This is a genomic window from Haloparvum alkalitolerans (genome assembly GCF_050122995.1).
Taxonomy (GTDB): domain Archaea; phylum Halobacteriota; class Halobacteria; order Halobacteriales; family Haloferacaceae; genus Haloparvum; species Haloparvum alkalitolerans.
Genome location: NZ_JBNLIA010000003.1, coordinates 71,619 through 95,057, shown reverse-complemented (window position 1 = coordinate 95,057; position 23,439 = coordinate 71,619). Strand labels below are relative to the sequence as shown.

The window sequence follows — 23,439 nt, the reverse complement described above, 5'->3', positions numbered from 1 at the left end:
GTTACCGCCTGTAACCCGGTTGTGCGAAGTAACTATAAATCGGTGGCACGCGAAGGGCCGGTATGGCCGACACGGACGCCGAGATGGCGGTCTGGTGTGCGGGCGAGGACTGGTGCCCGATCACCACGACCGCCACCCTCATCGGCAAGAAGTGGCATCCGGTCGTCATTCATCGCCTGCTGGAGAACGGCCCGCTCGGGTTCAACGCGCTCAAGGAGGAGGTCGACGGCATCTCCGGAAAGGTCCAGTCGGACGTGCTCGACGACCTGGAGGAGAACGGCTTCGTGGACCGCGCCGTCGTGAGCGAGAAGCCGTTCCGGGTCGAGTACTCGCTGACGGAGCGCGGCCGCTCGCTGGAGCCGGTGATCGTGGCGATGCGCGACTGGGGACTCGAACACCTGACCGAGCCGCAGGAGGACTGAGGAGGCGTTGCCGCGTCGGCGACGGGATAGGCGGACGACGCCGGACCCGCCGTCAGGACCGCAGTCTGACCGCGCCGGCGACGAGCAGGAGCGCGAGCGCCGTCACGACCCCGGTGACGAGCGCGCCGCGGACGCCGGTCGCGCCGGTCGAGAAGGCGCTGACCGAGGCGGTTCCGCCGCCGACGGCCGCCCCGCCGACGATCCCGCCGAGCCCCAGACAGCAGAGGCTCACCAGGCCGACGAACGTGAGCGACCCCAGCAGGCCGTCGTCGCTCATCGCGGCTCGGTCTCCTCGCCGGGGGGCTTCCGGCGTTCCTCGTGCTCGAACGAGAACTCCTCGTCCCGGACCATCTCCAGCGTCTCCGCGACGGAGGGGCGGTCGCCCCAGAAGGTGCCGTAGTACGCGAAGCGGACGGTCCCGCTCGGGTCGACCACGACGGTCGCGGGACGGTTGATGTACTCCGCGTGGACCGCGAAGGCCATCGGGTCGACGCCGTACCGCGCCCCCACCGCGCCCGCCCGGTCGAGCAGGTGCGGCCACCACACCTCGTCGGCGTACGCCTCGACGAACGGCTCGTCGGCGAACCAGTACTCGGGCTCCAGTTCGCGGCCGACCATCACGCTGCCGCGGTAGCGCTCGTGGCACTCGACGGTCGCGACGGAGACGTCCGCGTCCGCGAACGCCTCGCGCAACTCGATCAGCTCGTCGAACTCGCGGTGACAGACCGGACACCAGTCCGCGAACACCCAGATCAGGACGGTCCAGCCGTCGCCGACGTGCTCCGAGAGCCGCCACTCCTCGCCGCCGACGGTCGGAAGCGAGAACTCGGGCGCCTCGTCACCCGCCGAGAGCCGGCCGAAGGCGTCGGGGTCCAGCGCGCGGAAGGCCTCGGCCAACTCGTCCTCGGCGACCGCGCCCTTCGCGATCCGGTCGACGGCGAGTTCGGCCTGGTGGCGCACGTCCCTCGAGTCGTCGTTCTTCCCCCGGTCTCGGAGCAGGCCGAGGGACTCCTCCGCGCCGATCCGGCCGAGCGCGACGACCGCCGCGGAGCGCGCCAGCGGGTCGGGGTCCTCACGGACCACTTCTTCGAGCGCCGGTACCGCCTCCGCCGCGCGCAGGACGCCGAGCGCCGTCGCGGCGACGGTGCGCACCTGCACGTCGTCGGCCTTGAGTCCCGCGGCGATCGCCCCCGCCGCGTCGGTGCCGGCGCGGACGAGGTCGCGGACCGCCAGCAGCCTGACGCGCCAGTCCCCGTCGTCGAGGGCCGCGATGCCGTGCTCCCCGAGGTCGCGGTCGACCGTGAAACTGTCCTCGTCGACGGGGTGGAACGCGTGCTCGCGGACGCGCTCGAACGCGGCCGGGACCTCGTTCGTCGGCCCAGTCCCGTGGTCGGCGGTGGTCATGTTCGACCGATCGAACCCCGCGAGTGTAAGTGGCGAGGTGACCGGGACGTTACCCTGCGCGTCGGAGACGGTGCTCGGTTCGTCGAGCGACTCGGCGACTGCGGGGGTGGCAGTCACCCCACGAGTTCGATCAGGACGAACAGCGACGCGACCGACGCGAGGGTGGTGACGAACACGTTGAGCGAGGCGAACTCCGCGTCGCCGCCGAGTTCGGTCGCGAAGACGTACGTCGACACCGCGGTCGGCATCCCGAGCATGAGCACCGCGGCGGTGAAGGTGGCCGCGTCGACGCCGAACCCCGCGAAGACGGCCACCGCGATGGCGGGCATCACCAGGGTCTTGATGGCCACGACCGACCCGGTCGCGCCGAGGTCGATCTCGGGGGCGTCCACGTCGAGCGAGGCGCCGACGCACAACAGCGCCAGCGGCAGCGCCAGCGACCCGAGCCAGTCGAGGCCGGTCGCGGCGGCGGCCGGGACCGCGAGGTCCGCCGTGCCGACCGCGATCCCGGCCACGAGCGCGATCAGGACCGGGTTGCGCGCGAGGCCGGCGAGTTCGCCGAGAACGTTCGCGTCGGACCCGTTGACCACCGACAGCAGCGTGACCGTCAACGGCACCTGGACGAGCGCGCCGATCCCGAGGATCACGCTCGCGACCGCGGTCACCTCCGCGTCGAACGTCGCGGCGATCAGCGGCACCCCGAGGTAGCCGAGGTTCGAGTGGTACGACTGCACGACCGCGACGCTCCGACGCGCCGGCGACGCGCGGTGCCGGTTCACCGCCCACGCGACCGCTGCCGTCCCCAGCAGCACGAGGACGACGCCGGCGAGCAGGGCGGGCGTCACCACCGCCAGCACCGACTGGTCGTAGGTCGCGACGAAGATCAGCGCCGGCAGCGCGACGTAGTAGGCGACCGCGTTCAGGCGCGCGGTCCGCGTCGCGTCGAGGACGCCGCCGACCCGGAGCCCGGTGCCGACGAGCAGCAGGACCAGCAGGGCCAGCAGCCGGGCGAGAACCTCCATATCCGTCCGAGACGATCCGCCCCTTTGACTCGCACGGATCGGGCGACGGGTTTTCGGCGCCGGTGTGAACGCCGGCCCCTTCGGGATCGTCAGTCCGCGTCGAGGAGCGCCGACAGCCGCGCCGAGAGCGCGTCGAACGACGCCTCCGTGACCGCGTGACCCTCCCCCGCCGCCACGTCGACGGTAACGGCCGCGCCCGCCGCCTCGAACGTCGCCGCCGTCTCGCGCACGCGGTCGACGGGGACGTGCGGGTCGTCGTCGCTACACCCCAGGAAGGTCGGCGTACCGGAGAGCGACCCGTCGACGCGGCGTTCCTCCGCGCTGCTCCCCGGAAGCGCGCCGGCGAGGACGAAGACGCCGCCGTACTCCCGGGGGTCCCGCGCCGCGAACTCCGCGGCCACGCAGGCGCCCTGCGAGAAGCCGACGACGACGGTGCGCTCCGGAGGGACCCCGGCGACCGCCGCCGTCTCGACCGCGTCCCGGACGCGACCGACTGCGCTCGTGAGGTGCGGTTCGTTCGCCGCCCGCGGCGCGTCGAACGCCGCCGGGTACCACCGGCTTCGCTCCGCCGCCGGCGCGAGGAACGCCACCCCGTGGCGGTAGGCGGGGTCGAACAGGTTGATGATCCCCTGTGCGGTCGCGCCGCGTCCGTGGAGCAGGACGACCGCGACCTCGGCGGCGGCGGCGGGCGCGCCGGCGGTCAACAGGGGCTCCTCGCCGTGCGGATCGGTCTCTCCGAGAACCCGTTCTCCATCGTCCGGAGCGGAGCCGTTTCCCGTCACGGTCGGTGGACTTCCGCGGGAAGGTCGATGGGCGGCAACTGGTCCTCGATCAGGTCGCGGTCCTCGGCGAACCGCGGGGGCAGGTAGAGCCCCTCGTCCCCGCGCGGGCCGCGTGCGACGCCCTCGCCGGGGGTCGGGTCCGTGGCGATCTCGATCAGGATCCCGCCGGGTTCGCGGACGTACAGCGAGTGGAAGAAGTGTCTGTCCTTGACGCGCGAGACGTCGTACTCGCGCTCGCGAAACAGGTCGTGCCACGCGTACAGTTCCTCGACGTCGGGCGCTCGCACCGCGAGGTGGTGGTAGGTTCCCGGCCCCTCGCGACCGAAGTCGGCGCTTCTGTCGAGCACGTCGACGATCCGGGCGGGGGCGGTCGTCTCGCCGTTCGCGCCGTCGGTGCCGACCGCTCGACGCGCCTCCCCCGTCGCTCGGTACCGCACGCGGTCGCCCTCCTGCCCGACGCGCTCGAAGCCGAGCGTCTCCAGCGCGCCCGCGGTGGCGTAGGGATTCACCGACAGTAGGGAGACGCCCGAGATCCCGCGGATCCCGTGCGCTTCCGGCACCGGCCCCTCGGTCTCGGGCGGCACCGAACTCCCCGTCGTGACCAGTTCGAGGCGGGTGCCGTCCGGGTCCGCGAACCGGAGCGCGCGTTCGTCGAAGCGGTCGGTCGGCCCCTCGACCGCGACCCCGCGGTCGCGGAGGCGGTCCGCCCAGTAGTCGAGCGAGCCCTCGGGGACCGCGAGCGCGGTCGCCGCCGGTTGCGGCTTCCCGACGCGGCCGGGGTCCGCGGCCTCACCGTACGGGAAGAACGTGAGAACGCTCCCCGGGCGACCGTCCGGCGCGCCGTAGTAGAGGTGGTACGCCAGCATGTCCTCGAAGTTGACCGTGCGCGTCAGAAAGCGGAGTCCCAGCGTCCCCGCGTAGAAGGCGGCGTTGTCGGCGGCCGCGCCCGCGATCCCGGTGACGTGGTGGATCCCGGGCGTGTCCGTGAGGTCCGGCATTCGCTGGTCGTTGGTGCGGCGGCGAGAAAACGGTTGCCGAACCGGGACCGGTCGTCGAGCGGTCGAACGGTCTCGGCTCGCCGGGCGTGACCGGCGTTACTCCGTGATCTGGACGATGTTGCCGTTCGCGGAGACGTGGAGGTCACGCCCCTGCTTGTACCCCTGGCTCTTGGCGAGGTCGACGTAGCCCGAGAGGCCCTTGAGGTTCTGGTGGGCGGGGATGATCTGTTCCGGCTGGAGCGTCTGGAGCATCTCGTAGTGACCCTCCTGGCTCAGGTGACCGGAGACGTGGATGTCGTCGTAGATGCGGGCGCCCTGCATCCGGAGGAGCGACTCCGCCTGGTAGCGCTGCCCCTCGTTGGTCGGCTCCGGAATGATGCCCGCCGAGAAGACGACCTTGTCGCCGTCCTCCAGTTCGTAGGGGGTCTCGCCGCGGCCCATCCGGGTGAGCATCGCGCGCGGCTCGCCCTGGTGACCGGTGACGATCGGGAGGTAGTTCTCCTTACCCTCGTTCATGATCCGCTTGAACGCGCGGTCGACGGACTTGCGGTGGCCGTACATCCCCAGGTCGTCGGGGAAGGGGACGCCGAGCCGCTCCGCCGTCCCGGAGTACTTCTCCATCGAGCGGCCCAGAAGCACGGGTTCGCGACCGATCTCCTGTGCGAACTCGATGAGCGACGTGACCCGCGCGACGTGGGACGCGAACGTCGTGGCGACGATGCCGCCGTCGTAGTCCTGCATGCTCATCAGCGCGTCGCGGAGCTCCGAGCGCGCGACCTTCTCGCTGGGGGTGCGGCCCTTGCGGTTCGCGTTCGTGCAGTCCTCGATGTAACAGAGGACGCCGTCGCCCTCGCTGCCGATCTCCGCGAACCGGTCCATGTCGATGGGGTCGCCGAGCGTCGGCGTGTGGTCCAGGCGCTTGTCGAGCCCGTAGACGACCGCGCCCTCCGGCGTGTGGAGGACGGGGTTGATCGCCTCGATGGTGGAGTGGGTGACGTTGACGAACTCCATCTCCAGGTTCCCGGAGTCGCCGATGGGCATCGTGCCGCCGGCGCGCATCTTCACCAGGTCGTTGTCCAGCGTGAACTTGCGCTCCCACTCCAGCGAGTCCTTGATCAGTTCGATGGTGAACGGCGTGGCGACGACGGGCGCGTCGTAGCGGTGCGCGAGCTTCGGGATGGCGCCGATGTGGTCGAGGTGGCCGTGCGTGGGGACGATGGCCTGGACCTCGCCGCCGAGCTCCTGCATGAGCCGGTCGTCCGGGATGGCGCCCATGTCGATCAGGTCGAGGCTGTGCATGTTCTCCGTCTCCACGTCGTCGTGGATCAGGACCTTGCTCAGGTTCAGCCCCATGTCGAAGACGACCACGTCGTCGTCCGCGCGCACTGCCGTCATCTGCCGTCCGACTTCCTCGTAACCGCCGATTGTCGCGATCTCGATTTCCATAGTGTCCTCCGATCAGGGGCCGTCCCGGAGTCCCTCTGGAACGGTCGGCCGGTCCGCGCAACGGTCGCGTCCGCGGAGGGCCGCCCCGTCCGTCGTGGAGGTCCGCTCGGGGACGGCACCCTTTCGGTTACGTGAGGATCCGTATGCGACACATAAATAGGCGTGGATCATGGGCTCTCGCCGCTCCGACTCCCGTAGGCCCGATTTACGCGCCCGGCGATTTTCCGATCATCTGCGATACTGAGTGTTACAGGCCGAACTAGAACTCCCACATTTCTGAAACTCGCGGCGGTGCGGTGCTGTGCGGTCGGCGCGCGCCGCGGCGACCGCGGAGCGTGTCGCCGCGACCGCGCGAGGGAGGCGGTGGCGCGGCCGCATTACGGTGTGGTTCGCGGCCGCGCCGCCGCCGAGGCTGGGGAGGTGCGAGGCCTGCGGGGCGGTTGCGGGGCGGTGCGGTGGGTGGGGCTGAAAGGGGCAGCCGGCTCGATCCGGCCCCGAGGCCTCAAGCACCGCAGCGGGCTGTGTCTCCAGCGCGCCACTGCACGCTGGAGGCTAGCGAGACGCGGTTTGTCTCGCCAAGCTGAGAGCGAGGAGCGCAGGGCGTCTCGCGGCCGGTCGAGCCGGCTGGGGCTTTCTAGACGTTGCTGTCTAGAGCAGCAGGACCTGCAACAGACACAGAAACACCATCTTCTGACAGAAAAATAGAACAACGCACGTAGTAGACCCAGTATCGCTCTCGTTCAACCCATCTCACGATTCGAAACGCTATCGCTGGAGCTCCAGAAGATCGGAAACGCGAGAAGCGTGGGTTGCGGTCGGTCGATTCCGGCTATTCGATGTGGCCCTCGCGGCGGAGCTGGTCCGCCGCGGAGCTGTCGTAGCGCCACTCGATGTCGGCCTTCTCGTCCTGCCAGGACCACGGCTCGGCCAGGACCACGTCGCCCTCGTTGATCCAGTTCCGGTACTTCATGCGGCCGGGGATCCGCCCCATTCGCTCCTTGCCGTCGGCACAGCGCAGGCGCACGCGGCTGTGACCGAGCATGTTGGTCACGACCGCGAACACCTGGTCGTCGTTGGGCATGCGGAGGTCCCGCCGCCCGCTTGACTCGTCGCTCATGGCAAAACGAAGGGCGCCCATACTGATAAGGAATGGTATTCGCCGGCGGACGGCCCGCCGACTGTGGGTCGTAGCGTCGTCAGGAGAAGTAGCGGGAGGTAGATTTGAACTACCGATCTCCGGGTTATGAGCCCGGCGGAATCTCCTGGCTATCCCATCCCGCTATCATGGCAAACACGGGTTTCACGGTTAAGGGTTCCGATCCCCCTGCCGTATGCCAGTTTCTGCCGGGGATCGAGGGCCGCGATCGGCGCCGCCGTCTCACCTCAGCGGTCCGCGGTCACGCGCCACGTGAGCAGGCTCTCCGCGACGTAGTTGACGAGCATGCCGACGCCGACGCCTCCCGCCCGCGAGGCGACGAACCAGAGGTCGATCCCGGAGACGCTCACCGGCAGGGCGATCCCCCGATACAGCGCCGTGAACACGAGCAGTTGGACCGCGATCCCGCCCGCGCGGACGAGGTTCGACTTCGCCAGCCGGCGCAGTGTCGGCCCGACTCCGGCGAGCCCCTCCTCCGCGAACGTCACGCGGTCGTTGAGCAGGAACATCACGACGACCGCGACCTCGATCCCGACGAACGCGGCCAGTTCCGGGAAGACGCCGAGCGCCTCCAGCGCGGTCGAGGTGACGATGTCGAAGCCGAAGCCGACCACGCCGACGGAGACGAACTGGCCGAACCGCGTCCCCGACGCCAGCGTCGCGACGGTCCCGTCGGCCTCCGCGTCCTCCGACCCGCCGCTCATCGGGGGTCACCGCCGGTCCCGTCGCCGTCGGTGGACCTCTCGCTCGCGACGAGCGCCGCGCCGTCGCCGCGGTCGAGCAGGCGGTGGAGCCGGTCCTCGCGGATGAGTCGGGCGCGGTGTCTGGCGACGAACAGCCCGCGCGCCATGTCCAGCGTGTCGCGGACGGGGGAGACCGTCGACCCGGGCTTGTCCTCCCACGCCACGGGCACCTCCGCGATGCGGTAGTCGAGCGCGGCCGCGACCGCGAGGAACTCGATGTCCCACGCGAACCCCGGCTCGTAGAGGTGGTCGCGGACGCCGGCCCACGCGTCGGCCGTGATCGCCTTCGCGCCACACTGGTAGTCGTACAGCGTCGCGTCGAGCAGGCGCCGGGCCAGCCACGCGAAGCCGTCGCCGAGCAGCCGGCGGAACACCGTCTGGTGGTCCGAGACCGTCGCGTCGGGGTGCCGCCGCGAGCCCGCCGCCACGTCCGCGCTCCCGGACAGCACCGGGGCGACGACCTCGGCGACCGCGTCCGCGGGCGTGGCGCCGTCGGCGTCCACGAAGACGTACGCGTCCGTCGCGAGCGCCTCGAAGCCGGCCGTCACCGCCGCGCCCTTCCCGCGACGGCGGTCGACCGCGTGGACCGTCGCCGGTAGGGCCGCGAGCGCGTCGACGACCCCCGGCTCCGGGTCGTCGAGTTCGATCCGGATCGTCTCGGGGGCCAGCCGCTCGTCGAGCGCCCGGACGTACCGCCCGAGGCGCTCGGCGTCCGGCCGGAACGCGGGGACCACGATCCCGAGACTGGACGACATGCGTGGGCGTACCTCGGGACCGGATAAAAGGCGTTTGACTCCACGCGAGACCGGGGAGCGAGGCGACCCGGAACCCGAAGAGGTATGCCCCGCGGCGTGTCTGGGGCGGACATGGAGTACCTCCTCGTCGGCTGGTGGCTCCTCGCGTTCGCGGCCCTCTCGGCGCTGGCGTTCCCCCTCTGTGCCCGGCTGTTCCCCCGATTCCCGGGATACGGCGCCGGGCTCGCGCCCGCGGTCGCGCTCGCGACGCTCACCGTCGTCGGCTACTGGACCGGCCGCGTCAGCTACGGCCGACACACGCTGTGGGTCGCGCTGGCCGGCCTCGTCGCGGTCTCGGCGCTGGTCGGACTCGACCGCGCCGCGCTCCGTCGCGGGGAGGTTCGCCTCGCGGGCGACCGGCTCGCCGACGACCGGTCGCGCCCGCGGCGCCGGGACCTGACCGCGCCCGCGGCGGTGTTCGCGGCCGCGTTCCTGCTACTCGTGGCGGTCCGGAGCGCCGACCCTGCGGTGACCGCAGCCGGGGGAGAGAAGTTCCTCGACTACGGGCTGTTGCGGAGCCTCCTGCGCGCGGAGTCGCTGCCCCCCTACGACGTGTGGTTCGCCGGCGAGACGGTGAACTACTACTACGGCGGCCACCTCGCGGCCGCCCTCCTGACCCGGCTGGCGGGGACGCCACCCTCGTACGCGTACAACCTCGCGCTCGCCGGGTTCTACGCGACGCTGGCGGCGGCGGCGTTCGAGCTCGCCCGGGCGGTCGCCGCCGGTCGCGCGCGCGGTCGGGGTGTCGACGGCGACGACGCCGCGGACCACGGGCTCCGGGCCGGGTTCGCGGGCGCGTTCCTGGTCGCCGTGGCCGGAAACCTCGTGTCGGCGGCCAGGCTCGCGGTCGCCGCCCTCCCGAACGCGCTGGCCGAACCCGTGGCCCACCGCCTCACGCGCGGGACGCGCGTCTCCCCGGACGACCTGTTGGCGGGGGTCGAGGGGTTCCACTACTGGACCGCCAGCCGGGTGATCCCGGGGACGATAAACGAGTTCCCCTTCTTCGGCTTCCTCAACGGCGACCTCCACGCGCACATGATGGGCGCGCCGTTCCTGCTTCTGGCCGCGGCGCTGGCGTACGCCTACTGGGAGACGCCGGCGGAGCGCCTCCGGCGGCGGCGCCTGCTCGCGTTCGGCGCCGTCCCCGTCCTCGGCGGACTGCAGGTCGTGGTCCACACCTGGGACGTGGCGACGACGCTCGGCCTGCTCTGGCTGACGCTGACGTTCGCGCCCGCGGCGCCGCTGTCACTGTTGCCCCGCGGCGAGGCGCTCGCCGCACGACTGCGGGGCGCCCTCGGCGAGGGGCTCGCGGCGACGGAGGTCGCACGTACCGGCGGCGCCCTCCTCGCGACCGGCGTCGCGGCCGTCGGGGCGGGCGTGCTCGGGGCGCCGTTCCTGCTCGGCGCCAGCAGCGGGCAGGAGCCGGCGCTGCTCGCGGCCGAGATGCGGTCGGCGCTCACGCCCCTGCTCCTCGTCCACGGAGCCTTTCTGGCGGCGTTCGGGGCGTACCTGGTGGGCCGGATCGCCGACGGGGCGTTGCGTGAGGTCCTCCTCGTCCTCGCGGGGGCCGCCGCGGTCGCGGTCGCGTCGCTGGCGGCGGGGCTCCCGGCGTTCGCGGTCGTCGTCCCGCTGCTCGCGCTCGGGTGGGCCGCGTTCCGGCTGGACCGCGGCGTCGGCTTCGAGACGGCGCTGATCGTCGGCGGCGCGGGACTCATCGGGCTCGTCGAGGTCGTCTTCGTCGTCGAGGAGGCGGGCCCCGGCCGGATGAACACCGTGTTCAAGGTGTACGCGCAGGTGTGGGCGCTGTGGGCGACCGCGGCCGGGGTCGTGCTCGCGGAGCTGTGGGCGACCGGTTTCCGGGTCACGACCAGCGCCGTCGACGCCGCGACCCGCCGCGGGAGCGCCGCCGCGGAGCGGACCGCTGACGCGCTCGGCGACATCCGGGCGCGGCTGCCGACGGACCGCACCCTCGCCCGCGCGCTCGTCGCGCTGCTGCTGCTCGCGACCGCTCCCTACGCCCCGATGGCGCTCGGGCAGCACGCCGCGGTCCACGACGCCGGGACGCTGGACGCGACCGCGTTCGTCGAGGCGGAGCATCCGTCCGAGGCGGCCGCCATCGACTGGCTCGACGAGGAGGCGACCCACCGGGATACCCTGCTGGAGGCGCCCGGGGCGAGCTACTCCCCCGAGGGACTCGCCGCGAACCCCGGTGAGCCGGGCATCTACACCTGGCGCGCCAACCCCGCCTCGAGCCTGACGGGGATCCCCACCGTCGCGGGGTGGTCACACGAGGTGGGCTACCGCGGCCGCGAGGCCTACACCGAACGGGTCGCCGCCGTCGACCGGGCGTACGCCGGTTCGGACGCCGAGCGCGTGGCCGCTCTCCGGGAGTACGGGGTCGACTACGTCTGGGTCGGGCCGACCGAGCGCGACCGCTACGGCGACGTCTCCTTCGACCGGTTCGCGGGCATCGAGGTGGCGTACGAAACGGAGACCGTAACGGTGTATCGCGTCGACAGCGAGGAGCTCGCGACGTAGCTCCCCGCGACTGTGCCGCTCGGTCGTCAAACTGCGAACAGCAGCCGCAGGTTGTTCGCGGTGACGGCGAGCCCGAACAGGGTCAACAGCCCCGGTCCGAAGTAGTAGACCAGCGCGTCGTCCTCGCGGCCGCCGACGACGCTGATCCACACCATGACCCCGAAGCCGACGAGTTTGACGGCGACCAGCCCGGCGAGTCCCACGCGCTCGATGGCGAACGCGACGAGGGGATTGCCCTCGACGAGCGCCGGGACGAACCACACCAGCGCGACCGTGGTGACGATGTCGCCGACGCCGTACGTGGTCGTCGCGAGGATCCACAGCGCGTAGAACTCGCGCGGGCGGCGGCGGTAGATGGGAATCGCGGGCGACGAACGGTCGGTCACACTCGTTCTGTGAGCGCAACCGAGGTGAACGTGCCGGCCGCCGACTCCGAACCGTTCAACATCCGCCGCGCGAAGGTGCCGGTATGGGAACGCCGCTGGAGACGCCGAAAGAGCAGGCCGAGGAGGTCATCGACCGGCTCTACGAGGAGTACCCCGACTCGACCATCTCGCTCAACTACTCGAACCGGCTGGAGCTGCTCATCGCCGTGATCCTCTCGGCGCAGTGCACCGACGAGCGCGTGAACGCGGTGTGTGCGGACCTGTTCGAGAAGTACGAGACGCCCGAGGACTACGCCGAGGCCGACCAGGAGGAACTCGCCGCGGACATCGACTCGATCACCTACTACAACAACAAGGCGAAGTACATCCGGTCGGCCTGCCGGGACATCGCCGAGGAGCACGACGGCGAGGTGCCGGACACGATGGACGAGCTGACCGACCTGATGGGCGTCGGCCGCAAGACCGCCAACGTCGTCCTCCAGCACGGCCACGACGTCGTCGAGGGGATCGTGGTCGACACGCACGTCCAGCGCATCTCGCGCCGGCTCGGGATCGCGGAAGCAGAGCGCCCCGAGGCGATCGAGCAGGAACTGCTCGAGATCGTGCCCGAGGCGCACTGGCAGCAGTACACGCACCTCCTGATCGACCACGGGCGCGCGGTCTGTACCGCCCGGAACCCGGACTGCGGCGACTGCGTGCTGGCCGACATCTGCCCCTCCTCGAAGCTCGACGCGGACGTGGACCTGGCCTCCGGCGAGGCGTGGTAGGGGACGGCCCGTTCCGCAGTCGCGGCCGACCGCCCTTCAGATGAGGACGCCCGACTGCAGGGCGACGATCAGCACCGTCAGAAGCGGGATCGAGAGGAGCGTCGTCACCAGCACGACCGTCGAGACGTACTCCGGGACCGAGATCCCGCCGAGGTCCCGGTTCCCCGCGAACTCCGCGACGAGGATGACGGGCGTGATCGCCGCGGGCATCGCGGTCTCCAGCACGAACACGCGCGCCACCGTGGGGTCGGAGAAGCCGACGAGATGTGCGACCGCCAGCCCGACCGCGGGCGCGACGAGGAGCTTGAGCGCGGATCCGACCCCGGCCTTCGAGACCGCGGCCGCGTAGTCGGTCCGCGCGAGCTGGAGCCCGAGGACGATCAGCATCACCGGGATGGCGGAGTCGCCGACCAGCCCGACGGCCTCCATCGAGGCGGCTTCAGCGGGCGGGACCACGCCGGCTCCGCGGGCGAGCAGCGCGCCCGCGACCGCGTACACCAGCGGGAGCCGGACGACGCGCTTGAGGCCGTCGAGTCCCGACGCGCCGCCCGACCGGGAGGCGACGTACACGCCCACGGTGTACATCAGCACCGCCTGCACCGAGAGGAACAGCACCGCGGTGCTGCGCCCCGTCTCGCCGAACGCGAAGTCCGAGACCGGGATGCCGAGGTTGCCCGAGTTCGAGAAGACGGCGACGAGCAGCAGCGCGCTCAAGAGCGGCTCCTCGGTCCCCCGGATCCGACCGACCCCCTCGGCGACGGCCGCCATCGCGAGCGTGAACGCGACGACGCCGACCGCCACCCGCGCCAGCGTTCCCGCCGCGAGCGTCGACGTGGCGAGGCTGTGGAACACCAGCGCGGGCGCGAGCACGTACACCGTCACGGTGTTGAGCGGCCCCGGCTCGACGTCCCTGACGCGCCCCAACAGGAACCCGGCCGCGGCGATGGCGACCACGGGGAGGACCGCGGACGCGAACACCCCGAGGAGCGCGTTCACGAGCGGTCACCCGGGTCCTTCTCGCCCCCGGCGTCGGTCGCCCCGTCGCCGTCGGCACCGGCGTCCGAGTCCCCCTTCGCCGCCTCGTAGCGCTCCCGGATCCGGGCGACGAGCGTGCGTCCGGCGTCGGTCCGGAGCCGCGGCTCCGCGGTCGCGAAGAATTCGTCGAGGTCGTCGTAGGCCGCGAACGCGTCCGGTTCGCCCGCCGCCGGGTCGTACTGGTCCGCGCGCTCGTACGCGAGCGCCTGCAGACACAGGTCGATCAGGTCGCACTCCTTGACCAGCCGCGCCGCCGGCGTCTCGCGGGCCTCGTAGGCCTCCCACGCCGCCCGGACGCGGTCGGGAAGCGGTCCCGCGAGGTCGGCCATCGCGGCGCGCTCCGCGGCCTCCTTCTCCGCGGGGTCGGGCGTCGCCGACGCGGCCGCCGGATCGGCGCGCGTGGCCACGTCGCCGGTCGCCGCCTCCGCCGCGTCGTGGACGACGGCGAGCCGAAGCGCCTCGTCGAGGAGCGGCTCGACCGGCTCGTCGGGCGCGAGGTCGGCCGCCAGCCGGTCCCCGAGCGCGAGCACGAGGTAGGCGACCCCCCACGAGTGGGCCGCGACCGTTTCGGGCTCCGCGACCCCCCGGATCTGCCAGCCCGTGCGCCGCTCGTCCTTCAGGTCGTAGGTGGCGAGCAGGGCGTCGATGGCCGCATCGTCGTCGGCTTCGGGCGCCTCGCCAGCGTCGCCGTCCCCTGCGGGGTCGCTCACGGCCGGGGCTCCGCGGGCGGCGTCACTCCGCGAGCGCCCACTGGTCGGGGCCTCGCGACTCGATGACCTCGCGGCGCTCCATCTCCGCGAGCACCTCCGTCAGCCGGTCGGGCTGGGCGATCTCCATCTCGATGCGGTCGACGCTGTGGTACTCCGCGAGGTAGTGCCGGACCGACTCCCGGTCGAACGTCTCCTCGTCCGCTCGCTCCATGACGCCCGCGATGAGGTCGATCATGTCCTCGATGAAGTTCCACGGGTAGACGATCCACGCCCACTCCTCCAGCCGCTCGCCGACGAAGTCGGGGTCGAACTCCGAGGTCCGGAGCAGTTGGAGCGTCGCGGTGCGGACCTCCCCGGCGTTGCGCTCCTCGACGTACTCCTGGGCCCGGCGGATCGAGCCGCCGGTGTCCGCGATGTCGTCGATGATCAGCACGTCCTTCCCCTCGACGCTCCCTTCCGGCATCGGGTAGCGGACGGTGGGCTCGTCGCTCTTCTCGGCGGCGCCCACGTAGTGTTCCATCTTCAGGCTCGTCAGGTCGTCCAGCCCGAGGAAGTCGCAGGTGCACCGCCCCGCGAACCAGCCACCACGCGCGAGCGCGACGACCACGTCCGGCTCGAACTCGGCACGCTTCACCTGGTCGGAGACCGTCCGGCAGAGGCCGTAGATGTACTCCCAGTTGGTGATCGTGCAGTTGAAGTCGTCCGGGAGGTCGCTCATGTCGCGTGGAGATGGCGCCCCCGCGCTGATAAGGATTTTTAGAGCGGTCGCGGCCGGCGAGGGGCCAGTCCCCAGGCTCCAGTGCCACCGCCGCCGCCGCAACCGCCACCGCCGCCGCCACCGCCACCGCCGTCGCCACCGCCACCGCCGCCGCAACCGCAAAGGGGGGCGAGCGCGTGGTCCCCCCGTGAGAGACACGGACGAGGCCCCCGAGTCGGACACGGCGGCCGACGCGGCGGATGACGCGGCGGCGGAACCGGAGTTCGAGCGCTTCGCCCACGAGCGCCACATCGAGCGCGCCTGCGAGCTGGCGGAGGCGGCCGCCGCCCGCGGCGACGAGCCGTTCGGCACGGTGCTCGTCCGGGACGACGAGGTCGTCGCGGAGGCGAAGAACCGCGTCGTCACCGACGACGACGTCCGCGGTCACCCCGAACTCGACCTCGCGGCCGAGGCCGTCCGCGCGTTCACGGCCGACGAGCGCGCGCGGACCGTCATGTACACCAGCACCGAGCCGTGCCCGATGTGTGCGGGCGGGCTCCGCTACGCGGGGCTCGGCCGCGTCGTCTACAGCGTCGGCTCGGACGAGGTCGCCGCGTTCACCGGTCGCGGCGAGCCCGCGGTGCGCTCGGCCGAGGTCCTGGACGGGATAACCGAGGTGGTCGGCCCGGTCGCCAACGACCGCGGCCGCCGCGTCCACGAGGCCTACGGCTGGGGCGAGGAGTGACGCAGCCGGGACCGCGTGAACTCGCCCGGACGTCCGCTGTCGGACCGACTCAGGCCCGCAAATTCGGCCGACTCAGGCAGTATGGGGGACGAGTCGCAAAGTCGGGGGTTTTTCAGTCCGGGACGCATCCGTTCGACCATGCAGGGTAGCATGCCGCCCGAAGCGCAGGAGAAGATCGAGGAGCTACAGGATCTGCAGGAGACCGCTCAGGAGGTCGCCCAGCAGAAAGAGCAGTCCCAGACCGCGCTCAACGACGCCAAGACGGCGCTGAACGCGCTCGAGGACATCGACGAGGACGCCACGATGTACCGCGAGGTCGGCGACATCCTCGTCGAGACGGACTACGACTCGGCCTACGACGACCTCGAGGAGAAGGTCGACTCGCTGGAGGTCCGCGTCGAGCAGCTCACAAAGCAGGAGGACCGCGTGCAGGAGCAGTTCGAGAGCCTCCAGGAGGAGCTGCAGGAGATGCTGCAGGGCGGCGCCGGCGGCGGCCCGATGGGTCCGGGCGGTCCGGGCGCGGGCGCGTAGATGGCGACCGACGATCCGACCGACGCATCGGGCGGTGACCCGAGCGACGACCCGACCGACGAGGAGGTCGTCACGACCGCCGCGGCGGCCGCCGAGGGCGTCGTCTTCAAACACTACGACCAGTCCGCGGTGACGGACCTCGACGTGACCGTCACCTTCGAGGACGGCGTCCTCGACGTGGACGTCTACCTCAACGCGCCGGACGAGGAACACGACCCCGACGCGGTCGCGCAGGAGGCCGTCGAGGCGGCGACCGACGCCGTCGACGAGCTCTTCGACGCCTGACCGCGGTCGAGGCGCGTCCTGGTCGCGGTTTCCGACACACAGCCCCCAGCGGTACGCTTTTGTCCTCTCCTTGTGTAGTGTTACCGCATGTCAGTACTGGGTCGCGGCACGACGGCGCTCGACAGGCTCCGGGACCGCTACGACAGCGAACCGTACGTCTGTGCGGAGTGCGGGTATCGGGACGAGTCGCCCGGCTGGGAGGCGGTCACCACCGGAACGCGGGTCGTCTACAGACGCGAGTGCGAGGGCTGCGGCGCGCGCACGGTGCGGGCGTGTCGGCTCGGACCGGGCGACGCCCGGTAGTCAGGCGAACAGGAACAGGAGCAGACTCACCGCCAGCGCGCAAAGCACCACGGCGGCCAGTAGCGCCGCACCGAGCGACAGCGCCGCGTTCGCCTGCGAGGCCAGCGTCTCCGTGCGGTCGTTGCCGAACACCGTGACGGTCACCCGCTCCGTGGCGGTCCCGACCGCGACCGGCTCCAGGTCGGCGTGCGCGGCCGCGGCCGTCTCGACGACGGCGTCCGTGAGCGCCGCCTCGTCGACGGCGTCGCCGACCCGGTTGTCCGCCTGCCCGACGTTGACCGCGTGCGTGTCCGAGGTCAGCACCTCCGCGTGGTCCACGCCGGTCTCGGCCGTCACCGCGTCGAGCAGCCGCTCGCGGACGCCCGGGACCATGTTGTTGCCGTCGACCAGCACGTACGCGGCCTCCCGGCCGTCGACCCGCGTCACCGCGACTCGGAGCCCGAGGGGGCCGATCCCCTCCTCGCGCTCCCAGTCGGTCGGATCGTGGGCGACCCCGAGCTCCAGCGGGCCGCTCGCGGCGTCGGACAGCGCTTCGCCCGCGAGCGCGGCGGCGCCGTAGAGGTCGTACGACCGCGGCGACCCGGGCGTGACGTGGCCGAGGTCGCCGTCCTCCGCGGCGTCGAGGCCGGCGTGGCAGTTGTGCGCGTCCGCCAACAGCACGTCCTCGACCCCGCTCCGGCGGAGCTCGGCGGCCGCGGACTGGCCGACGCCGAACGCCACGTCGTCGGCCGACTCCGGCGCGAACGTGGCGGCGGCGAACGCGCCGTTTCCGAACCGCTGGGCGAGCGTGTGCGCCGTGCCGACCTCGCCGGTCACGGGAACGCTCGCCTCGCGGCCGTACTCCATCCGGTCGAGCGCGCGGTCGGCGGCGTCGAGGATCCGGCCGACCTCCCGCTCCGAGACGAGGTTGAAGTCGTGGCCGGCGGTGGCGTGGGGCGCGAACGCGAGCCCCTCAGCGCGCTCCGCGATCCGCTGCGGGAGGTTGCCGCCGCCGACCTCCCCCATCGGGCCGGGGTGGACCATCGGGAGGACGACCCGCGCCTTCTCCGAACCCGGCGTGGCGTCCGCGCCCTCCTCGCCGGCGCCGTCACTGTCGCCGTCCCCGCCGCCTGCCGCGGCCGCCCCCTCTCTCGGCAACTGCCGGAACGACGCGACGGAGACGGGGACGATCGCCTCCTCGCCGAGCTTCTCGAAGAACTGCTCGAGCTCGCGGGACCCCTCCGCGACGTGGCCGACGAAGCCGCGGACGAAGTCCAGCACGGAGACGCCGAGGCTTCGCCGCCACGGTCGGTCGATGCCGACGAGAAACGCCCAGACCGCGGCCGCGTACACCGACGACAGTGCGACCAACAGCAGGAAGTGGTCGACGGTGACCGCCTGCAGCGCCGGCGGCCCCGACTCCCCGCGCGCGAGCCAGCCGACGTACGCCTCCAGCGGCGCGTCGCCCACGACGAGCAGCCGGATCGTCCCGCTGTAGACGAACGCGAGCACCGCCGCGGCGCCGGGCTGGATCCCCGCCGACAGACACGCGCGAGGGACCGAGACGCGCGAGATGCCGAGGATGACGAACAGCCGGAGCGCGAAGATCGACGCGAGCGCGACCACGAGCACGTCGAGAACGAGCCCGTGAGCCAGTCCGAAGACGAACGCGACGAGGCCGGCGCTCAGGAGGGCCGTGACGACGATGACCTCGCAGGCCAGCGCCAGGAGCGCCGAGCGGTTGAACGTGAGCCGTCCCCCCATCGCCCGGTCGACCGGGGTCGTGCCGAGCGCCGCGAGGACGGTGGGGAACCCGATGAACACGAGCCCCTGCCACGCGTCGTGGCCCACGAGCAGGACGCGGAACTCGGCTTCCATCGTGGCGCCGGCGTCGAACACCGCCACGCCCGCGAGCCCGGAGAGAAGCACCGCGAACGCGAGGCTCCGGTGCCAGCGGGGGGCGGCGAAGATGAATCGAGACAGGGCGGCGAGTCGGCCCTGGGAGGCGGTCATCGGTCGAACGGTGGCCGGGGCGACTCAAAAATCCGCCGCTGTGCCGATGCGGTCGCCTTACGCGTCCTCGCAGACCGCGACGAAGTTCTCGAACACTTCCTCGCCCTCGGCGGTGTGGGCCACCTCGGGGTGCCACTGGACGCCGTAGAGGTCCTCATCAACGTTCGCGATCGCCTCCACCTCGCAGACGTCCGAGCGCGCGGTCCGGGTGAACCCCTCCGGCACCTCGGTCACCTCGTCGGCGTGGGAGGCCCACACCCGCGTCTCGGGCGCGAGCGACCCCACGAGCGGGTCGTCGGGCTCCGTTATCTCGACGTCCACGTCCGCGTAGCCGCCGTAGTCGCCCTCGCCGACGCGGCCGCCGCGCTCGACGGCCATGATCTGCATGCCGAGGCAGATCCCGAACACGGGGACGTCGAGGTCGAGGTAGTCGGCGGAGTTGCCGATGCGGTCGATGTCGGGGCCGCCGGAGAGCACGATGCCGTCGGCGTCGACCTCCGCGGGCGGCGTGTCGTTGTCGATCAGTTCGGTCTCCACGCCCATGTCCCGGAGAGCGCGCCGCTCCAGGTGGGTGAACTGGCCGTGATTGTCGACCACGACGATTCTGGTCATGTCCCGGGTAGGCGCGACGGTCACAAAAACCGCTCGGAACGTGACGCAGGTTCGTGCGCTTTAGACGCACTTTCGGTAAAGAAATATGCAGAGAAGTGGATCGTCGAGAGCGCGTAGCTCCGCCGAACGCTGCCCGTGGGCGGCCGGCGTTAGCTGTGGATCCCCATCGCCTCGATCTGTTCCTGGTACCGGTTGCGGATGGTGACCTCGGTCACCTGCGCCACGTCGGCGACCTCGCGCTGGGTCTTCTTCTCGTTACAGAGCAGGGAGGCGGCGTAGATCGCGGCCGCGGCGTAGCCGGTCGGGGACTTGCCCGAGAGCAGGCCCTTCTCGGCGGTCGTCTCGATTATCTCGTTGGCCTTCGCCTGGACCTCCTCGGAGAGCTCCAGCTCCGAGGAGAAGCGGGGGACGTACTTCTTCGGGTCGACCGGCTTCATCTCCAGCCCGAGCTCTTGGGAGATGTAGCGGTAGGTGCGCCCGATCTCCTTGCGCTCGACGCGCGAGACGTCGGAGATCTCCTCCAGCGAGCGGGGGATCCCCTCCTTGCGGCAGGCGGCGTAGAGCGCGGCCGTGGAGACGCCCTCGATAGAGCGGCCGCGGATCAGGTCCTCCGAGAGCGCGCGTCGATAGATGACCGACGCGACCTCGCGGACCGACCGCGGCACGCCCAGCGCCGACGCCATGCGGTCGATCTCCGAGAGCGCGAACTGGAGGTTCCGCTCGCCCGCGTCCTTCGTCCGGATGCGTTCCTGCCACTTCCGCAGCCGATGCATCTGCGACCGCTTCTTCGAGGAGATCGAGCGGCCGTAGGCGTCCTTGTCCTTCCAGTCGATCGTCGTCGTCAGCCCCTTGTCGTGCATCGTCTGCGTGGTGGGGGCGCCCACGCGCGACTTCTCCTGCCGCTCCGAGTGGTTGAACGCCCGCCACTCCGGGCCGGGGTCGATCTGCTCCTCCTCCACGATCAGCCCCGTCTCCTCGTGGATCAGCTCGCCGTCCGCGGTCCGCGTCAGCTCCTCCGGATCGAGTTCGTCGACGTCGATCTCCCCGTCCTCGACGTCTTCCTCTTCGTCCTCCTGCCCCGTGCGCTGCCGGTCGTACTCCCGCTGGCGAGTGGGCCCTGTCATCGCATTTATATAGTAATCCGCTGCGCTGACTTAAAAGTTTGCGGAGGGTGTCGGCGTCACAACAGGACTGGGCGCGACCGGGGAGCCTTTGTTTCGTCGCCGCGGAGCCCCACAGGATGCCGACTATCGAGTGCGATCCCGCCGCCGCGCGCGAGCGACTGGCGACCGCGGGCGTCGAGGTTCGGCCGGGCAACACCGACCACGAGCGCTGGCGGGCCGAGCGCGACGGGGCGACGGCGGTCGCGTACGACGACAAGGTGGTCGTGCAGGGGAGCGACCCGACGCGGCTCACCCTCCTTTTAACCGAGGGCGGCGGGCGCGCCCACGTCTACTTCGACGGCGCCAGCCGGGGGAACCCCGGCCCGGCCGCGGTCGGCTGGTGTCTGGTCACGAGCGACGGGATCGTCGCCGAGGGGGGCGAGCGCGTCGGGCGCGCGACGAACAACCAGGCCGAGTACGCGGCGCTGATCCGGGCGCTGGAGGCCGCCCGCGACTACGGCTTCGAGGAGGTGGACGTGCGCGGCGACTCGGAGCTGATCGTCAAGCAGGTCCGCGGGGAGTGGAACGCCAACGACCCGACGCTCCGCGAGAAGCGCGTGCGGGTCCGCGAACTGCTCGACGCGTTCGACCGCTGGTCGCTGGCGCACGTTCCGCGAGACATAAACGAGCGCGCCGACGAGTTGGCCAACGAGGCCCTCGATGAGCGACAGTGACCCCCGACCGGACGAGGAGGAACCGCCCGAGTGGGCGAAAGAGCGCGCGCGGGAGATAGCGGCCGCCGACTCGGCCGACGCGGGGGAGCCGTCGGACGCGGAGGAGTCCGCCGACCCCGACGCCGAGCGCGTCCCCGACATCCCCCGCGACGCGGTCACCGAGGCCGAGCGACTGACCCGGCTCGCCCGCGACGCGGTCGACGACGCCGCCGCGACCGCCTACCGCGAGCGCCGTGACGAGCTCGTCGCCGCCCACGACTACGAGCCGCGGATCCGCGAGGAGGACGACACGCTCGTCCTCTACCCGGCGGAGTGGGTCGAGGACGGGACGGTGCAGTTCGACCGCATCGAGGACACCGACCGCGGCGTCGAGGTGTCGCTGTCCGGGCCCGGCGACGCGGAGCGCTACGAGGAGGTGGCGAGCCACAACGACGCGGTCGCCGACCGCATCGAGCGCGAACACGGCGCCGCCCACGCCGCGAACGTCCGCGCGTTCGGGGCGTTCATGGCCAACCACTACGTGAAGGAGCTCGACCGCGCCACCCTCGACGAGCGCGCGGAGTTCCTCGAGGAGTACTACCCCAGAAACGTCTGGCCGGACGAGGAGCAGCGCGCGGTCGTCGAGGAGTCGCTGACGCTGGTCGACGACGCGCTCTCGGAGTAGTCCGCCCGAATCGCCGTTCGTGGGTCGCCGGGATGACCGGGAGCGCCGGGACGGCACCGCCGCTCCGCGGTCGGATACCGAAGAAGGCCCGGCGTGTGCCAAGCGGGCGGTCGGTCGCCGTTACAGCTGGTCGTCGACGAGACCGCGGACCGTCTCCGCGCGCTCGTCCTCGGTCACGAACTTCGAGAGGACCCAGTCGAGCCGGCCGACGACCGCCTCGACGCCCGCCTCGGTCAGCTCGTACTGGTTCGTCCGCTTGTCGAGTTCGCTCTTCTCGACTAACCCGAGGTCCACGAGGTCGTCGAGGTTCGGGTAGAGCCGCCCGTGGTTCACCTCGTCGCCGTAGTAGGACTCGAGTTCGCGCTTGATCGCGAGCCCGTACATCGGCTCCTCGGAGAGGATGACCAGGATGTTCTGCTGGAACGCCGTAAGGTCCCTCGACACCTCCGCACCGCCGCTGACAGATTGTGCCTCTGACATGCTTGAGAACATGTCATCCCGATATTTAACGCTTCGCAACGACCACCGAGTTTTATATATTGTCAGCCGACGGTCGCTGACCGAACGTGGGAGCGGACCGCTTCACGCTGCGCATTCTCGGGTTGTACTCCGGAAGAATCGGTATTGGCAGATCGTGGGTATATTCGGGAGTGTGGCGTCGATCCGTCGTCGAACGCCGCGGTTGGGCGAACGCGTCGTCGGCGTACGTCGGCGGTCGGGCGGGCCGGTCTCGGAGCGTACCCGAAAGGACTTTGACCGTGTTCGGCGGACGGGCGGACGCATGACGAACCTCTGGGAAGACCTCGAGACCGGCTCCGACGCGCCGGAGACGATCAACGCCGTCGTGGAGTGTCTGAAGGGCGAGCGCAACAAGTACGAGTACGACAAGGACATCCCCGGCGTCGTGCTCGACCGCGTCCTCCACTCGAACGTCCACTACCCCTACGACTACGGCTTCATCCCGCAGTCGTACTACGACGACGAGGACCCCTTCGACGTGATGGTGCTCGTCGAGGACGCCACCTTCCCCGGCTGCGTCATCGAGGCACGTCCGGTCGCGCTGATGAAGATGGACGACGACGGCGAGCAGGACGACAAGGTCATCGCGGTCCCCGAGGAGGACCCCCGCTTCGACCACATCCAGGACCTCGAGGACATCCCGCAACAGACGCTCGACGAGATCGACGAGTTCTTCGCGACCTACAAGAACCTCGAGGCCGGCAAGGAGGTCGAAACGCTCGGATGGGAGGACAAGGCGGCCGCCCACGACGCGATCGAGCACGCGCAGGACCTCTACGACGAGCAGTTCGCGTAGTCGGACACCGACCGAGTCGGCCGTTTCGCGTCGCACTCGACTTTTTCTGCGCGATACGCGAACGACCGATAACGCGAACGACCGATAACGCGAACGACCGATAACGCGAACGACCGATAACGCGAACGACCGACGCCGGAAGCGCCCCGCTGCGGGGGATAACCCGTGAACATAACCGCCACGTCCGGCGATGACTTATGCCCATGGGTAATTATTAGGGCGTCCGGCGGTGAGGATCGAACACGATGGCCGCAC

The 23,439-nt window shown here is 71.1% G+C and carries 27 protein-coding genes and 1 tRNA gene; 10 read left to right on the top strand and 18 right to left on the bottom strand.

The window, feature by feature from the left end; genetic code table 11:
• The first annotated feature begins 62 nt into the window (after positions 1-62).
• Positions 63-422: a winged helix-turn-helix transcriptional regulator gene (locus ACQE3L_RS04035; RefSeq protein WP_426962507.1), complete on the top strand. Its 360-nt coding sequence runs from the start codon at positions 63-65 to the stop codon at positions 420-422.
• A 52-nt stretch (positions 423-474) separates the two neighbouring features.
• Here ACQE3L_RS04035 and ACQE3L_RS04030 read toward each other — a convergent pair whose 3' ends face one another.
• From ACQE3L_RS04030 to ACQE3L_RS03985, 10 genes are all read right to left on the bottom strand, one after another.
• A complete protein-coding gene (locus tag ACQE3L_RS04030) occupies positions 475-699 on the bottom strand; it encodes a hypothetical protein (RefSeq protein WP_426962506.1) in 225 nt (74 codons plus the stop codon).
• On the bottom strand, positions 696-1,826 hold the full coding sequence (locus tag ACQE3L_RS04025) for a redoxin domain-containing protein (protein ID WP_426962505.1): 1,131 nt from the start codon (positions 1,824-1,826) through the stop codon (positions 696-698). The genes ACQE3L_RS04030 and ACQE3L_RS04025 overlap by 4 nt, the downstream gene beginning before the upstream one ends.
• A 113-nt stretch (positions 1,827-1,939) precedes the next feature.
• Positions 1,940-2,848, bottom strand: a complete 909-nt coding sequence (locus tag ACQE3L_RS04020) for an AEC family transporter (protein WP_426962504.1) — start codon at positions 2,846-2,848, stop codon at positions 1,940-1,942.
• Between the two features lie 89 nt (positions 2,849-2,937).
• Positions 2,938-3,630, bottom strand: a complete 693-nt coding sequence (locus ACQE3L_RS04015) for an alpha/beta hydrolase (RefSeq protein ID WP_426962503.1) — start codon at positions 3,628-3,630, stop codon at positions 2,938-2,940.
• Complete coding sequence (locus ACQE3L_RS04010; protein WP_426962502.1) at positions 3,627-4,628, bottom strand: VOC family protein; 1,002 nt, start codon at positions 4,626-4,628, stop codon at positions 3,627-3,629. Before ACQE3L_RS04010 ends, ACQE3L_RS04015 begins: the two co-directional genes overlap by 4 nt.
• A gap of 96 nt (positions 4,629-4,724) precedes the next feature.
• Positions 4,725-6,074, bottom strand: coding sequence for an RNase J family beta-CASP ribonuclease (locus tag ACQE3L_RS04005; RefSeq protein WP_426962501.1), 1,350 nt, complete (start codon positions 6,072-6,074; stop codon positions 4,725-4,727).
• A gap of 829 nt (positions 6,075-6,903) precedes the next feature.
• The gene (gene eif1A, locus ACQE3L_RS04000; RefSeq protein WP_426962500.1) at positions 6,904-7,191 is read right to left on the bottom strand and encodes a translation initiation factor eIF-1A; all 288 of its coding nucleotides are present in this window, start codon (positions 7,189-7,191) and stop codon (positions 6,904-6,906) included.
• 89 nt (positions 7,192-7,280) lie between these two features.
• Positions 7,281-7,355 (bottom strand) — tRNA-Met (locus ACQE3L_RS03995).
• A gap of 102 nt (positions 7,356-7,457) precedes the next feature.
• The gene (locus tag ACQE3L_RS03990; protein WP_426962499.1) at positions 7,458-7,934 is read right to left on the bottom strand and encodes a GtrA family protein; all 477 of its coding nucleotides are present in this window, start codon (positions 7,932-7,934) and stop codon (positions 7,458-7,460) included.
• A complete protein-coding gene (locus ACQE3L_RS03985) occupies positions 7,931-8,728 on the bottom strand; it encodes a glycosyltransferase (protein WP_426962498.1) in 798 nt (265 codons plus the stop codon). Before ACQE3L_RS03985 ends, ACQE3L_RS03990 begins: the two co-directional genes overlap by 4 nt.
• Before the next feature lie 111 nt (positions 8,729-8,839).
• Between ACQE3L_RS03985 and ACQE3L_RS03980 the strand changes: the two genes are divergently transcribed.
• Positions 8,840-11,305, top strand: coding sequence for a DUF2298 domain-containing protein (locus tag ACQE3L_RS03980; RefSeq protein WP_426962497.1), 2,466 nt, complete (start codon positions 8,840-8,842; stop codon positions 11,303-11,305).
• A gap of 26 nt (positions 11,306-11,331) precedes the next feature.
• Here ACQE3L_RS03980 and ACQE3L_RS03975 read toward each other — a convergent pair whose 3' ends face one another.
• Positions 11,332-11,691 (bottom strand): DUF5658 family protein, encoded by a 360-nt coding sequence (locus ACQE3L_RS03975; protein ID WP_426962496.1) that lies wholly within the window; start codon positions 11,689-11,691, stop codon positions 11,332-11,334.
• A gap of 83 nt (positions 11,692-11,774) precedes the next feature.
• Here ACQE3L_RS03975 and nth point away from each other — a divergent pair, with 83 nt between their 5' ends.
• Positions 11,775-12,458: an endonuclease III gene (nth, locus tag ACQE3L_RS03970; protein WP_426962495.1), complete on the top strand. Its 684-nt coding sequence runs from the start codon at positions 11,775-11,777 to the stop codon at positions 12,456-12,458.
• A 36-nt stretch (positions 12,459-12,494) separates the two neighbouring features.
• On the opposite strand, the gene ACQE3L_RS03965 is transcribed toward nth, so the two are convergent.
• The 3 genes from ACQE3L_RS03965 to ACQE3L_RS03955 are packed head-to-tail and all read right to left on the bottom strand — an operon-like array spanning position 12,495 to position 14,921.
• A complete protein-coding gene (locus ACQE3L_RS03965) occupies positions 12,495-13,454 on the bottom strand; it encodes an AEC family transporter (RefSeq protein ID WP_426962494.1) in 960 nt (319 codons plus the stop codon).
• Complete coding sequence (locus ACQE3L_RS03960) at positions 13,451-14,203, bottom strand: HD domain-containing protein (RefSeq protein WP_426962493.1); 753 nt, start codon at positions 14,201-14,203, stop codon at positions 13,451-13,453. The genes ACQE3L_RS03965 and ACQE3L_RS03960 overlap by 4 nt, the downstream gene beginning before the upstream one ends.
• Positions 14,204-14,225: 22 nt before the next feature.
• Complete coding sequence (locus tag ACQE3L_RS03955) at positions 14,226-14,921, bottom strand: phosphoribosyltransferase (protein ID WP_426962492.1); 696 nt, start codon at positions 14,919-14,921, stop codon at positions 14,226-14,228.
• A 289-nt stretch (positions 14,922-15,210) separates the two neighbouring features.
• On the opposite strand from ACQE3L_RS03955, the gene ACQE3L_RS03950 reads away from it, so the two are divergent.
• The 4 genes from ACQE3L_RS03950 (at position 15,211) to ACQE3L_RS03935 (ending at position 16,764) form a co-directional block, all read left to right on the top strand.
• Complete coding sequence (locus tag ACQE3L_RS03950; RefSeq protein WP_426962782.1) at positions 15,211-15,645, top strand: nucleoside deaminase; 435 nt, start codon at positions 15,211-15,213, stop codon at positions 15,643-15,645.
• Between the two features lie 138 nt (positions 15,646-15,783).
• Complete coding sequence (locus tag ACQE3L_RS03945) at positions 15,784-16,176, top strand: prefoldin subunit beta (protein WP_426962491.1); 393 nt, start codon at positions 15,784-15,786, stop codon at positions 16,174-16,176.
• A complete protein-coding gene (locus ACQE3L_RS03940; RefSeq protein ID WP_426962490.1) occupies positions 16,177-16,461 on the top strand; it encodes a DUF3194 domain-containing protein in 285 nt (94 codons plus the stop codon).
• Positions 16,462-16,548: 87 nt separating this feature from the next.
• On the top strand, positions 16,549-16,764 hold the full coding sequence (locus ACQE3L_RS03935) for an HVO_0649 family zinc finger protein (protein WP_426962489.1): 216 nt from the start codon (positions 16,549-16,551) through the stop codon (positions 16,762-16,764).
• Here the strand turns inward: ACQE3L_RS03935 and ACQE3L_RS03930 are convergent, their stop codons facing one another.
• The 3 genes from ACQE3L_RS03930 to ACQE3L_RS03920 form a co-directional block, all read right to left on the bottom strand.
• On the bottom strand, positions 16,765-18,756 hold the full coding sequence (locus ACQE3L_RS03930; protein WP_426962488.1) for a DUF2070 family protein: 1,992 nt from the start codon (positions 18,754-18,756) through the stop codon (positions 16,765-16,767).
• Positions 18,757-18,813: 57 nt separating this feature from the next.
• Positions 18,814-19,368 (bottom strand): GMP synthase subunit A, encoded by a 555-nt coding sequence (locus ACQE3L_RS03925; protein WP_426962487.1) that lies wholly within the window; start codon positions 19,366-19,368, stop codon positions 18,814-18,816.
• 149 nt (positions 19,369-19,517) lie between these two features.
• Positions 19,518-20,492 (bottom strand): transcription initiation factor IIB, encoded by a 975-nt coding sequence (locus ACQE3L_RS03920; protein WP_426962486.1) that lies wholly within the window; start codon positions 20,490-20,492, stop codon positions 19,518-19,520.
• 116 nt (positions 20,493-20,608) lie between these two features.
• Between ACQE3L_RS03920 and rnhA the strand changes: the two genes are divergently transcribed.
• Together rnhA and ACQE3L_RS03910 are read left to right on the top strand one after the other, a co-directional pair.
• Positions 20,609-21,205, top strand: a complete 597-nt coding sequence (gene rnhA / locus ACQE3L_RS03915; RefSeq protein WP_426962485.1) for a ribonuclease HI — start codon at positions 20,609-20,611, stop codon at positions 21,203-21,205.
• Positions 21,192-21,869: a DUF7108 domain-containing protein gene (locus ACQE3L_RS03910; protein ID WP_426962484.1), complete on the top strand. Its 678-nt coding sequence runs from the start codon at positions 21,192-21,194 to the stop codon at positions 21,867-21,869. Before rnhA ends, ACQE3L_RS03910 begins: the two co-directional genes overlap by 14 nt.
• A 120-nt stretch (positions 21,870-21,989) precedes the next feature.
• Here ACQE3L_RS03910 and ACQE3L_RS03905 read toward each other — a convergent pair whose 3' ends face one another.
• Entirely contained in the window at positions 21,990-22,349 is a 360-nt protein-coding gene (locus ACQE3L_RS03905) for a PadR family transcriptional regulator (RefSeq protein WP_426962483.1), read from the bottom strand.
• Between the two features lie 301 nt (positions 22,350-22,650).
• On the opposite strand from ACQE3L_RS03905, the gene ACQE3L_RS03900 reads away from it, so the two are divergent.
• Complete coding sequence (locus ACQE3L_RS03900) at positions 22,651-23,184, top strand: inorganic diphosphatase (RefSeq protein WP_426962482.1); 534 nt, start codon at positions 22,651-22,653, stop codon at positions 23,182-23,184.
• The last annotated feature ends 255 nt before the right edge of the window (positions 23,185-23,439 follow it).